Origin of the sequence: Kitasatospora sp. NPDC004615 (assembly GCF_042873545.1) — a bacterium.
Lineage (GTDB): Bacteria > Actinomycetota > Actinomycetes > Streptomycetales > Streptomycetaceae > Kitasatospora.
This window is the reverse complement of the sequence record NZ_JBIALQ010000014.1, coordinates 112714-125052: the sequence shown is the minus strand read 5'-3', so window position 1 is coordinate 125052 and position 12339 is coordinate 112714. Positions and strand designations below refer to the sequence as shown.

The 12339-nt window shown below is 73.0% G+C and carries 10 protein-coding genes; 6 read left to right on the top strand and 4 right to left on the bottom strand.

Going from position 1 to position 12339, the window contains the following annotated elements:
- The first annotated feature begins 100 nt into the window (after positions 1 to 100).
- The 3 genes from ACFYS8_RS34210 (at position 101) to ACFYS8_RS34200 (ending at position 2895) form a co-directional block, all read left to right on the top strand.
- Entirely contained in the window at positions 101 to 790 is a 690-nt protein-coding gene (locus ACFYS8_RS34210) for an AzlC family ABC transporter permease (RefSeq protein WP_387648895.1), read from the top strand.
- Positions 783 to 1097 carry a branched-chain amino acid transporter permease gene (locus ACFYS8_RS34205; RefSeq protein WP_387648893.1) on the top strand — a complete coding sequence of 105 codons (315 nt, stop codon included), beginning with the start codon at positions 783 to 785 and terminating at the stop codon, positions 1095 to 1097. Before ACFYS8_RS34210 ends, ACFYS8_RS34205 begins: the two co-directional genes overlap by 8 nt.
- Positions 1098 to 1293: 196 nt before the next feature.
- Positions 1294 to 2895, top strand: coding sequence for an ABC-F family ATP-binding cassette domain-containing protein (locus ACFYS8_RS34200; protein WP_387648891.1), 1602 nt, complete (start codon positions 1294 to 1296; stop codon positions 2893 to 2895).
- Positions 2896 to 2941: 46 nt separating this feature from the next.
- Here ACFYS8_RS34200 and ACFYS8_RS34195 read toward each other — a convergent pair whose 3' ends face one another.
- Positions 2942 to 3313: a DUF4190 domain-containing protein gene (locus tag ACFYS8_RS34195; protein ID WP_387648889.1), complete on the bottom strand. Its 372-nt coding sequence runs from the start codon at positions 3311 to 3313 to the stop codon at positions 2942 to 2944.
- A gap of 136 nt (positions 3314 to 3449) precedes the next feature.
- Here ACFYS8_RS34195 and ACFYS8_RS34190 point away from each other — a divergent pair, with 136 nt between their 5' ends.
- Positions 3450 to 4661, top strand: a complete 1212-nt coding sequence (locus ACFYS8_RS34190; protein WP_387648887.1) for a sensor histidine kinase — start codon at positions 3450 to 3452, stop codon at positions 4659 to 4661.
- Positions 4658 to 5347 carry a response regulator gene (locus ACFYS8_RS34185; protein ID WP_387648885.1) on the top strand — a complete coding sequence of 230 codons (690 nt, stop codon included), beginning with the start codon at positions 4658 to 4660 and terminating at the stop codon, positions 5345 to 5347. The genes ACFYS8_RS34190 and ACFYS8_RS34185 overlap by 4 nt, the downstream gene beginning before the upstream one ends.
- A gap of 7 nt (positions 5348 to 5354) precedes the next feature.
- On the opposite strand, the gene ACFYS8_RS34180 is transcribed toward ACFYS8_RS34185, so the two are convergent.
- The 3 genes from ACFYS8_RS34180 to ACFYS8_RS34170 form a co-directional block, all read right to left on the bottom strand.
- Positions 5355 to 6548 (bottom strand): RtcB family protein, encoded by a 1194-nt coding sequence (locus ACFYS8_RS34180; RefSeq protein WP_387648882.1) that lies wholly within the window; start codon positions 6546 to 6548, stop codon positions 5355 to 5357.
- A gap of 345 nt (positions 6549 to 6893) precedes the next feature.
- On the bottom strand, positions 6894 to 8261 hold the full coding sequence (locus ACFYS8_RS34175; protein ID WP_387648939.1) for a M16 family metallopeptidase: 1368 nt from the start codon (positions 8259 to 8261) through the stop codon (positions 6894 to 6896).
- A 29-nt stretch (positions 8262 to 8290) separates the two neighbouring features.
- The gene (locus tag ACFYS8_RS34170; protein WP_387648879.1) at positions 8291 to 9625 is read right to left on the bottom strand and encodes a M16 family metallopeptidase; all 1335 of its coding nucleotides are present in this window, start codon (positions 9623 to 9625) and stop codon (positions 8291 to 8293) included.
- 228 nt (positions 9626 to 9853) lie between these two features.
- Between ACFYS8_RS34170 and ACFYS8_RS34165 the strand changes: the two genes are divergently transcribed.
- Positions 9854 to 12301, top strand: a complete 2448-nt coding sequence (locus tag ACFYS8_RS34165) for a DNA topoisomerase (ATP-hydrolyzing) subunit A (protein ID WP_387648877.1) — start codon at positions 9854 to 9856, stop codon at positions 12299 to 12301.
- Positions 12302 to 12339 lie beyond the last annotated feature (38 nt).

The window sequence follows — 12339 nt, the reverse complement described above, 5'->3', positions numbered from 1 at the left end:
TCAACAGGGCGCTGAGCGTTCCGCCGCTTCCGGTCCCCGTCTTCGACCCCCGCCCCGTCCCACTGGGTGCACGTCCCACCTGCATTAATGTCCTCGTGTGGTGACCACAACCGACGTCCAGGACCCGCACGCCATCAGATCCGCCGCGACGGACACTCTCGGAGTGGGTCTCGGCCTGTACCCCCTGGGAATAGCATTCGGGGTGCTGCTGGTGCAGAGCGGGTTCGACTGGTGGTGGGCGCCGGTCTTCTCGTTGCTGATCTACGCGGGCTCGCTGGAGTTCCTCGCGATCGGCCTGCTCCTCGCCGTGACGCCGCTCGCGTCCGTTGCCGTCACCACCTTTCTGGTGAACTTCCGGCACGTCTTCTACGGGCTCTCCTTCCCGCTGCACCGGGTTCGCGGTCGGGCCGCGAAGGCGTACAGCGTGTACACGCTGACCGACGAGGCCTACGCCCTGGCCGCCGCCCGGCCGCACCTCACGGGGCGGCGGATCGTGGCCATCCAGGCGTTCTGCCAGGCGTACTGGGTGCTGGGCGGAGTGACGGGGGCGTTGCTGGGTGCTGCCCTCCCGGGCACCGTCCGGGGGCTGGACTTCGCGCTCACCGCGCTGTTCGCCGTTCTTGCCGTGGACGGTTGGCGCGCCACCCGTGACGTCCCGGGTCCGATTCTCGCGCTGCTGTCCGCACTGGCCGCGCTGCTGCTGGCGAAGGGCCAACTCCTCGTCGTGGCCCTGGGGTTGTACGTCGCGTCGCTGACCGTCCGCTACCTGCTGAGGGGGCGTCGTGCCTGACTGGCGGTACGTGCTGGCCGGCCTGCTGGTGATGTTCGCGGTGACGCTGCTGCTGCGGGCCGCGCCGTTCGTGCTGCTGGGCCGGGTACGGGAGTCGGGGCTGCTGAAGTTCCTGGCGGCGACCATGCCGGCCGGTGTGATGGTGATCCTCACGGTCTACACGCTGCGGGACGTCCCGCTCGCCGGCGCGGGCCCGGCCGCCGCTGGTCTGGCGGCGACGCTGGGGCTGCACCTGTGGCGTCGCAACGCCCTGCTGTCGATCGTCGCGGGGACGGCCGCCTACATGCTGGCGCTCCAGCTCTCCTGACCTGCCGAAACCTCTCCTGCCGAAACCTCTCCCGACCGACCGAGACCTCTCCTGACCTGCGGAGACGGAAATTCGGGTGCGGGCCGCCCGGCCGTCGGCGTAGCGTCGGGACCATGTCGACGCCCCGCATCTCCTAGCAAGAGGACCAGCTTCCACGCCACCCGTGTGTCCTCTTGCTGTTTCGGAGCGTCCTTTCATGATCACCGTTCGTGGTCTCGACGTGCGCGTCGGCGCGCGTCTGCTGCTGCACAACCTCTCCTTCCACCTCGCACCGGGCGACCGGGTCGGCCTGGTCGGCCGCAACGGCGCGGGGAAGACCACCCTGCTCTCCACCCTGGCGGGCCTCGCCGAGCCCGCCGCCGGAACGATCTCGCGGACCGGTTCGACCGGTTACCTGCCGCAGGATTCCCGCGCGGCGGACCCGACCGTCCCGGTGCTGGACCGCATCCTGTCCGCGCGCGGGATGGACGGCGCGCCGCGCGCGCGGCGCGCGGCGGAGTCCGCGATGGCCGCGGCCGAAGGGCCGGCGCTCGAGCGCGCGATGAACGCCTACGCCCGGGCCGAGGCCGGCTTCCAGCGGCGCGGCGGGTACGCCGCGCAGGCGGAGGCGGCCCGGGTCGCGGCGGGGCTGGGCCTGCCCGAGCGGCTGCTGGAGCAGCCGGTGGGCGACCTGTCGGGCGGGCAGAAGCGCCGGGTCGAGCTGGCCCGGATCCTGTTCGCCGGGCACGACACGCTGCTGCTGGACGAGCCGACCAACCACCTGGACGCCGACTCGGTGGCCTGGCTGCGCGGCTTCCTGGCGTCCCACCGGGGCGGGCTGGTGCTGATCAGCCACGACCTGGAGCTGATCGCCGCGACGGTGAACCGGGTGTTCCACCTGGATCCGCAGCGGGCCGCGCTGGACGTGCACAACACCGGCTGGTCGGCGTACCTGACGCAGCGGGCGGCGGACGAGCGGCGGCGCGCCCGGGAACGGGCGAACGCGGAGCGCAAGGCGTCCAGCCTGCACGCGCAGGCGGAGAAGATGAAGGCCAACACGAACACCGCCTCGGCGGCGAAGTCGATGGCCAAGCGGGCGGACCGGCTGCTGGCGGGAACGGAGCCGTTGCGGAAGGCCGAGCGGACGGCGCGGATCCGGCTGCCCGAACCCGCGCCGTGCGGGCGGATCCCGCTGGGTGCGATCAGCCTGGCCAAGTCGTACGGGGCCCACCGGGTGCTGGCCGGGGTGGACCTGGCGGTGGACCGGGGCAGCCGGCTGGTGGTGCTCGGGCCGAACGGCGCGGGCAAGACCACCCTGCTGCGGCTGCTCGCGGGCCGCGAACTCCCGGACGGCGGGCGGACGGTGGCGGGCCCGGGCCTGCGGCTGGGCTACTTCGCGCAGGAGCACGACACGCTCGTCCCGGACCGCACCGTGTTCGAGCACCTGTCGGCCACCGCACCGCACTTGACGGACGGTGAGGTGCGCTCCGCGCTCGGCTCGTTCCTGTTCGGCGGGGCGGACGCGGACAAGCCGGCCGGGGTACTCTCCGGCGGCGAGAAGACCCGGCTGGCGCTGGCCTGCCTGGTGCACTCGGGCGCCAACGTGCTGCTGCTGGACGAGCCGACCAACAACCTCGACCCGGCCTCCCGGGACGAGGTGCTGCGGGCGGTCGCCGGGTACCCGGGCGCAATGGTGATGGTCACCCACGACCCGGACGCGCTCGCCGCGCTGCGCCCGGACCGGGTGCTGCTGCTGCCGCAGGCGCACGAGGACCTGTGGCACGACCGCTACCGCGCGCTGGTGGGACCTGGCGCGTAGTTGCCGCTCAGCGGCGGCCGCACGCACGTGGGCGGGTAGCCACCGGTCAGCCGCGGTCGAGCTGCTGCTGGACGCACTGCGTCCACTGGCCGACCTCGCGGTACTCGTAGCAGTCCCGGGTCAGGTCCGCGAACCACACCGCGAAGACCGCCATCACGGCGGCCGCCACGACGGCGAGCGCGGACAGCACGGTGCCGGTCAGGGCCATGCCCCGGCCGGCGCCGGTCCGGCGGGCGGTCCGCAGCGCGAACGGGCCGAGGACCAGACCGATCACGCCGAGCGCGCCGCCGACCACCACCGGGGAGGTGAGCAGCGCGACGGTGCCGAGCACCACGGCGGCCACGGCCGGGGCCGGCGCCGTCCGGCCGGGGCGGGGACCGTAGCTGCTCGGTGCGGTCGTCGGGTGGGTGGTGTTCATCGTCGTCCTCTCGTCGGGTCGGGCCGGGTCCGATCCTGGCGGTGGGAACGGGGTGCGCACATCGCGGGAACAGGGGAACTGTTCCTCCCCCGGTCGGGGGAGGTCCGCGTCCGGCGGCCCGGCCATACTTGCGCCCATGACCTGGGGATTTCGGCCGCTGCTGCGCGGCTCCACGTACTCCGGCGCGCTGTTCGCGTTCTGCGCCGCGCCGGCGAGCCTCGTGCTGCTGCCGCTCGCCGTGGTGCCGGCGACGATCTGGGGCTCGGCGCCGTACGGGGCGCGGGCGGCGGTCACCGTGCTGGTCTGGGCGGTGTTGGTCGGTGCGGTCGGCCTGCCCCGGATCACCCGGCGGGCGCTGACGGCCGGCGCGCGCCGGCTGCTCGCGGTGCCGTTGCCGGACGTGCCGGCGGCCGGTGGCGGCGGCTGGCGCACTCCGCTGTGGCTGGTGGCGCAGGTGACGCTGGGCTGGGTCGGCGGGCTGAGCTGCCTGGTGCTGGTCGTCGCCGGGGTGGCCCTGCCGGGCAACTGGCTCGGCGGGGAGGCGAAGCTGAGCCTGGCGGGCCGGTCGGCCGAGGTGACGGGTGCCTGGAGCTGGCTGGTCGCGGCGGCGTGTCTGCTGCTGGTTCCGGTGGTGTGCGCGGTGGTGGCGGGCGTGCTGCGCGGGCTGGCTCCGGCGTTGCTCGGGCCGTCGGCGGCGGAGCGGCTGGCGCTGTCGGCCGAGCGGGAGCGCCGACTGGCCGAACGCAACCGGCTGGCCCAGGAGTTGCACGACTCGATCGGGCACACGCTGACCGCGGCCACCATCCAGGCGGCGGTGGCCGGCGAGGTGCTCGCCGCCGACCCGGTGACGGCGCGGGCGGCGCTGCGCAGCATCGAGGTGTCGACCCGGGCCGCGCTGGAGGACCTCGACTACGTGCTGGGTGTGCTGCGCGAGGAGGAGTCCACCACGGCGCCCACCCGGACGCTGGCCGACCTGCCGGAGCTGCTGGAGCGGCTGCGGCACGCCGGTGCGGTGGTGGAGCCGGAGCTGTCGGGCGAGTTGACGAATCTTCGGGGGACGCTGTCCCGGGCCGCGTACCGGATCCTGCAGGAGGGGCTGACCAATGCGCTGCGCCACGGCGCCGGCGGGCCGATCGAGGTCCGGGTGGCGGCGGGGCGGGAGGCGTTGGAGCTCGCGGTGGTGAACCGGACCGGGGTGGCGGCCTCTCGAGACTTCCCGACCTCCGGGCACGGCCTGCCCGGGCTGGCCGAGCGGGTCCGGCTGCTGAACGGCGAGTTCGAGGCCGGCCCCGACGGCCCGGGGCACTGGCGGCTGGCGGTCAGGCTGCCCGTCCGGTGGTCGGCATGATCGCGTCCGACGCCGCGGCCCCCGTCACCCTGCTGATCGCGGACGACGACGACATCACCCGCAGCGGCCTGCGCGTGCTGCTCGGCACGCAGCCGGGCCTGAGCGTGCTCGGCGAGGCCGCCGACGGCGTCGAGGCGGTCGAGCGGGCCCGGCGGTTGCGGCCCGACGTGGTGCTGATGGACGTCCGAATGCCGCGCTGCAACGGGATCGAGGCCACCCGGCAGCTGCTGGCCGGGGAGGCCGATCCGCCGAAGGTCGTGATGATCACCACCTTCGAGAACGACGGCTACGTCACGGCGGCGCTCGGCGCGGGAGCCAGCGGTTTCGTGCTGAAGCGGCTTCCGGTGCCGCAGATCGCGGAGGCGGTACGGGTGGTCGCGGCGGGCGAGGCGATCCTGTTCCCGGCCGCCCTGCGCCGGATGGTGACCGCCCGCCCCCGGGGTTCGGCGGAGGCCCTGCCGCGGGCCGCGCTGACGGCGCGGGAGGAGGAGGTGCTGCGGCTGATGGCCACCGGCCTGTCCAACCCGGAGATCGCCGAACTGCTCACGGTGAGCACCGAGACGGCGAAGACGCACGTGGGGAACGTGCTGACCAAGCTCGGCGCGCAGAACCGGACGCACGCGGTGGTGATCGCGTACGAGTCCGGCCTGGTGGTGCCCGGGTTCCAGGCACCACCGGGCAGTTGACGCTTCGTCAGCCCTTGACGCAGATCACCTGCTTGAGGTGCGCGACCACCTCGACCAGGTCCTTCTGCTGGGCCATGACCTTCTCGATCGGCTTGTAGGCGCCGGGGATCTCGTCGACCACGCCGGCGTCCTTGCGGCACTCGACGCCCGCGGTCTGCTCGACGAGGTCCTTGGTGGTGAAGCGCTTCTTCGCCGCCGTCCGGCTCATCTTGCGGCCGGCGCCGTGCGAGGCCGAGTTGAAGGACGCCGCGTTGCCGAGGCCCTTCACGATGTACGAGCCGGTGCCCATGGAGCCGGGGATGATGCCGTACTCGCCGGAGCCGGCCCGGATCGCGCCCTTGCGGGTGACCAGCAGGTCGACGCCGTCGTAGCGCTCCTCGGCGACGTAGTTGTGGTGGCAGGAGATCATCTCGTCGAAGGTGACCTTGGCCTTGGGCAGTTCACGGCGGACCGCGTCCTTGAACAGGGCCATCATCAGCGCCCGGTTGTGCTTGGCGTACTCCTGCGCCCAGAACAGGTCGGAGCGGTAGGCGGCCATCTGCGGGGTGTCCGCGATGAAGACCGCGAGGTCGCGGTCGATCAGGCCCTGGTTGTGCGGCAGCGACTGGGCGATCGACATGTGGTGCTCGGCGAGCTCCTTGCCGATGTTCCGCGAGCCGGAGTGCAGCATCAGCCAGACCGCGCCGTCGTCGTCCAGGCAGAGCTCGATGAAGTGGTTTCCGCCGCCGAGCGTGGCCATCTGCTGGGCGGCCCGTTCGCGCCGCCAGCGCACCTCGGTGGCGATGCCGTCGAAGCGCTGCCAGAAGTCGTTCCAGCCGGCGGTGGACTGCCCGTGCAGCCGGCCCGGCTCGACCGGGTCGGTGTGCAGGCCGCGGCCGACCGGGATGGTCTGCTCGATCCGGTGCCGCAGGTGCGACAGGTCGTCCGGCAGGTCCTTCGCGGTCAGCGAGGACTTCACGGCCGTCATTCCGCAGCCGATGTCGACGCCGACCGCGGCCGGGCAGACCGCGCCCCGCATGGCGATGACGGAACCGACGGTGGCGCCCTTGCCCAGGTGGACGTCCGGCATCACGGCGAGGCCGTGCAGCCACGGCAGGGTGCTGATGTTGCGCAGCTGCTGCAGGGCCTGGCCCTCGACGGTGGCCGGGTCGGTCCACATCCGGATCGGTACCCGGGCGCCCGGGATCTCGGTGTACGACATGGTGGTTCGACCTCCTGGGGTCCGTGAGTTCATGGTGCCGCACAAAAACGCCCGGTGCGGCGGCGGGGAAGATCGGGGGGCGGCCCGGCATGGCGGGACCGCGGGCGGCAGACGGTGCTGCGCGGCGACTGCTCAGGCAGTTCGGTACGAACAACGGAAGGGCAGCCTCGGGGAGCGTCGTCGTGGCTCGACCCGCATGGTGACCGCCTCCTTCCGCTTTCGTCGCGACCGCGCCTCTCGCCCGGCCGGGGATATCTACCCACGCCCGGCGGCGGTGGCGCAATCGATTAAAACGCCGAGGGTCCGACGGAGCTGATGCCCCGTCGGACCCTCGTGCGCAGCAGGTCAGTTGGCGATGACCGTGACGTCCCCGATACCGAGCGCCTTGACCGGCTCGGCGATCACCGAGGCGTCGCCGACCAGCACGGTGACCAGCCGGTCCGGCGGGAAGGCGGCGACCGCGGCGCGGGTGGCCGCGTCGGTGTCGAGCTCGGCCAGCTGCCGGTACAGCTCGGCCTGGTAGGTGTCCGGCAGGTACTGCTCGACCTGGTCGGCCAGGGTGGCGGCGACCGACCCGGCCGTCTCGTACTTCAGCGGGGCGACGCCGACCAGGAACCGCACGGCCTCCTCGCGCTCCGCGTCGGTCAGGCCCTCGGCGGCCAGCGTGCGCAGGATGGTCCAGGTGTCCTCCAGCGCGGGCGCGGTGGACTCGGTGTCCACCGAGCCGCTGATCGCCAGCAGCCCGCGGCCGGAGCCGTCGGCGGCGGAGCGCAGCGACTGGGCGAACGCCCGGACGCCGTAGGTGTAGCCCTTCTCCTCGCGCAGCACCCGGTCGAGCCGGGAGGTGAGGGTGCCGCCGAGGCAGTAGATGCCGAGGACCTGCGCGGCCCACGCCGGGTCGTGCCGGTCCGGGCCGATCCGGCCGATCAGCAGCTGGGTCTGCACCGAGCCGGGCCGGTCGACGATGACCACCCGGCCGGTGTCGTCGGCGACCACCGGGCCGTGCACCGACGGCTCGGCGCTCTCGCCGGTCCACCGGCCGAGGGTGGACTCCAGCAGCGCGGTCAGGTCGATGCCGGTGAGGTCGCCGACCACCACGGCGGTGGTGGTGGACGGGCGCAGGTGGGCGTCGTAGTACGCCTTCACCGCGTCCCGGTCGATCCGCTTGACGCTGTCGGTGGAGCCGGCCCGCGGCCGGGACAGCCGGTCGGACTCGGCGAACAGCGTGGCGTACAGCGCCTTGGCCGAGCGCCGGGACGGGTTGGCCTGCTCGTGGACGATCTCGTCGAGGCGGTTGGCGACCAGCCGCTCGATCTCCTCCGCGGGCAGCGCCGGCACCCGCAGGGCGTCGCCGAGCAGGGTGAGGCCGCGCTCCAGCCGGGAGGCCGGGACCTCCAGCGAGACCCGCAGCGCCGGGTGGTCGGCGTGCGCGTCCAGGGTGGCGCCGGCCCGCTCCAGCTCGGCCGCGAACTCCTCGGCGGTGAGCGTGTCGGTGCCCTCGGAGAGCGCCCGGGACAGGATCGAGGCGACGCCGTCCAGGCCCTCGGGCTCGGCGGCCAGCGGCGCGTCCACCACCACGTCGACGGCGACCAGCTGCTGGCCGGGGCGGTGGCAGTGCAGCACCGTCAGGCCGTTGGCCAGGGTGAGCCGTTCGGGAGCCGGGAACGCCCACGGGGTGGGGGTGCCGGGCTGCGGCTGCGGGTGGAAGTCCATCGCCGGGATGTACTGCGCGGGGGTGTCGCTCATGCCGCCGCCTCCTCGTTCTCGGAGCTGTCGTCGTCGGTGCTGTCGTCGGGGGTCGGCTCGTACACCAGCACCGCCCGGTTGTCGGGGCGCAGCCGCGCGGCGGCCACCTCGCGGACTTCCTCGGCGGTGACGTCGAGGACCTTCGGCAGGGCGCTGTTGAGCAGCTTCGGGTCGCCGAACAGCACGGCGTAGCGGCAGAGTTCGTCGGCGCGGCCGGCCACCGTGGTGAGCCGGTCCAGCCACTCCCGCTCGATCTGGGCCTGGGCGCGCTCGAGTTCCTCGGCGGTGGGGCCCTCGGCGGCGAACCGGGCGAGCTCCTCGTCGACGGCGGTCTCGATCTGCTCCAGGGTGGCGTCGCCGCCGGCCTTGACGTCCAGCCAGCCCAGCGAGGGCGCGCCGGCCAGCCGCAGCAGGCCGAAGCCGGCCGCGACGGCGGTGCGGTCGTGGCGGACCAGCCGGTTGTACAGCCGGGAGGACTCGCCGCTGCCGAGGATGGTCAGCGCCAGGTCGGCGGCGTCGGCCTCGCGGGTGCCGTCGTGCGGCAGCCGGTAGGCGGCCATCAGCGCGCGGGAGGGGACGTCCTCGCGGATCAGCTCGCGCACCTCGGCACCGATGGTGTCGGGCAGCGAGCCGTCGCGCGGCGGCTGCTTGCCGTCGTGGCTGGGGATGGAGCCGAAGTACTTCTCCACCCAGGCGATGGTCTGCTCGGGGTCGAGGTCGCCGACGATCGACAGCACCGCGTTGTTGGGCGCGTAGTACGTCCGGAAGAACGCCCGGGCGTCCTCCAGGGTGGCGGCGTCCAGGTCGGCCATCGAGCCGATCGGGGTGTGGTGGTAGGGGTGCTCGCCGGGGAAGGACAGCGCGGTGAGCTTCTCGAACGCGGTGCCGTAGGGCACGTTGTCGTAGCGCTGGCGGCGCTCGTTCTTCACCACGTCGCGCTGGTTCTCCATGGACGTGTCGTCCAGGGCGGCCAGCAGCGAGCCCATCCGGTCGGCCTCCAGCCAGAGCGCGAGCTCCAGTTGGTGCGCGGGCATGGTCTCGAAGTAGTTGGTGCGCTCGAAGCTGGTGGTGCCGTTGAGCGAGCCGCCGGCGCCCTGGACCAGTTCGAAGTGCCCGTTGTTGGAGACGTTCGCCGAGCCCTGGAACATCAGGTGCTCGAAGAGGTGGGCCAGACCGGTGCGCCCCTTCACCTCGTGCCGGGAGCCCACGTCGTACCACAGGCACACGGCCGTGACCGGAGTGAGGTGGTCCTCGGAGAGCACGACGCGCAGGCCGTTGGCCAGGCGGTGTTCGGTGATGGCGAGGCCGCTGGCGGGGCCGGGGTTGGCCATGCGGGGGTCCTTCCCGTCGTCGGTTCCGGAGTGTCCGGGCCGGGGGCTTGTGACGTCCCCCATTCTGGTGCAACGCCCGGTGGTGCCGTCAGGTGTCCGTGCGTCGGGCGCGTTCGCCAGCGGCGGAAGCGGCCCGGGTGACAGGCGGTGTCCCACCGAGGGTCCACAATGGGGGGCGTTCATGCCTTGGCCCTGCCCACCCCAGTACCGCAAGGGAGCCCCGCAGCGATGGCCCGCCGCAGTTCGCCCACCCCGCCGCCCGGTGACTTCGAGGAGCGCATCCTCGATGTCGATGTCGTGGACGAGATGCAGGGCTCGTTCCTGGAGTACGCCTACTCGGTGATCTACTCCCGGGCCCTGCCGGACGCCCGCGACGGCCTGAAGCCGGTGCATCGCCGGATCCTCTATCAGGCCAACGAAATGGGCCTGCGCCCGGAGCGCGGCCACGTCAAGTGCGCCCGCCTGGTCGGCGAGGTGATGGGCCGTCTCCACCCGCACGGCGACGCCTCGATCTACGACGCCGTGGTGCGCATGGCGCAGCCGTTCTCGATGCGGCTGCCGCTGATCGACGGTCACGGAAACTTCGGCTCGCTCGGCAACGACGACCCGCCGGCCGCGATGCGCTACACCGAGTCCCGGCTGACGGCCGCCTCGATGTCGATGGTGGAGTCGATCCACGAGGACACCGTCGACTTCGGCCCGAACTACGACGGCTCCGAGCAGGAGCCCCAGGTGCTCCCCTCGGCGTACCCGAACCTGCTGGTCAACGGCGCCACCGGGATCGCGGTCGGCATGGCCACCAACATGCCGCCGCACAACCTGTCCGAAGTGGTGGCCGCCGCCCGGCACTTGATCAAGCACCCGGCCGCGGACCTGGAAACCCTGATGCGGTTCGTCCCCGGCCCGGACCTGCCGACCGGCGGCCGGATCGTCGGCCTGTCCGGCATCCGCGACGCGTACGAGTCCGGCCGCGGCACCTTCAAGATCCGCGCCACCACCACGATCGAGAACGTCACCGCCCGCCGCAAGGGCATCGTGGTCACCGAGCTGCCGTACACCGTCGGCCCGGAGAAGGTGATCGCGAAGATCAAGGACCTGGTCAACGCGAAGAAGCTCCAGGGCATCGCCGACGTCAAGGACCTCACCGACCGCGAGCACGGCCTGCGCCTCGTCATCGAGGTGAAGAACGGCTTCGTCCCCGAGGCGCTGCTGGAGCAGCTGTACAAGTTGACGCCGATGGAGGAGACCTTCGGCATCAACAACGTGGCGCTGGTGGACGGCCAGCCGCTGACGCTGGGCCTGAAGGAGCTGCTGGAGGTCTACGTCGACCACCGCTTCACGGTGGTCAAGCGCCGCAGCGACTTCCGCCGCCGCAAGCGCCAGGACCGGCTGCACCTGGTCGAGGGCCTGCTGATCGCCCTGGTCGACATCGACGAGGTGATCGCGATCATCCGCAACAGCGACGACGCGGCCCAGGCCAAGAACCGGCTGATGGAGCGCTTCGGCATCTCCGAGACGCAGACCGCGTACATCCTGGACACCCCGCTGCGCCGGCTCACCCGCTTCGACCGGGTCGAGCTGGAGGCCGAGCAGGCCAAGCTGCTCAAGGAGATCGCCGAGCTGACCGAGATCCTGGAGTCCGACACCAAGCTGCGTTCCGTGGTGTCCTCCGAACTCGGCGCGGTGGCCAAGCAGTTCGGCACCGAGCGGCGCACCGTGCTGCTGGAGGCCGGATCGGTGCCGTCGGCGGCGCTGTCGGTGCCGCTGGAGGTCGCGGACGACCCGTGCCGGGTGCTGCTGTCCTCCACCGGCCTGCTCGCCCGCACCTTCGACCTGGAGCCGGTCACCGACGAGCCGTCCCGGGCCAAGCACGACGTGCTGGTCTCCGCCGTCCCCGCCACCGCGCGCGGCGACATCGGCGTGGTCACCACGGCCGGCCGGGTGCTGCGCCTGCCGGTGATCGACCTGCCGGCGCTGCCCCCGGGCACCACGGCGCTGGCCGGCGGCGCCGCGGTCTCCGAGTTCCTCCGGCTGGAGGCCGACGAGACGGCGCTGGCGCTGACCACCCTGGACGAGTCCTCGCCGGGCCTGGCGCTCGGCACCGTGCAGGGCACGGTCAAGCGGGTGGTGCCCGAATGGCCCGCCAACAAGGACGAGTTCGAGGTGATCGCGCTCAAGGACGGCGACACCCTGGTCGGCGCGGTCGAACTGCGCACCGGCGAGGAGGACCTGGTCTTCCTCACCTCCGACGCCCAGCTGCTGCGCTTCCAGGCGAGCCAGGTCCGCCCGCAGGGCCGCCCGGCCGGCGGCATGGCCGGCATCAAGCTGGCCGACGGCGCCCGGGTGCTGTCCTTCACCGCCGTCGACCCGGCCGAGGACGCGGTGGTCCTCTCGGTGGCCGCCGCCACCGGCACGCTGGACGGCGAACAGCAGACCAGCTGGAAGCTCACCCCGTTCGACCAGTACCCGCGCAAGGGCCGGGCCACTGGCGGCGTCCGCTGCCAGCGCTTCCTGCGCGGCGAGGACGGCCTGGCGTTCGCCTGGGCCGGCCCGGTGCCCGCCCTCGGCGCCGCCGCCAACGGCCAGCCCGTCACCCTCCCGGAGCGCGACCCGCGCCGCGACGGCTCCGGCACCCCGGTGCCGGCGCAGATCGCGGCGGTCGGCGGCCGGATGTGACGAAACGGCGGGCGCCCCCTCGCACGAGGGGGCGCCCG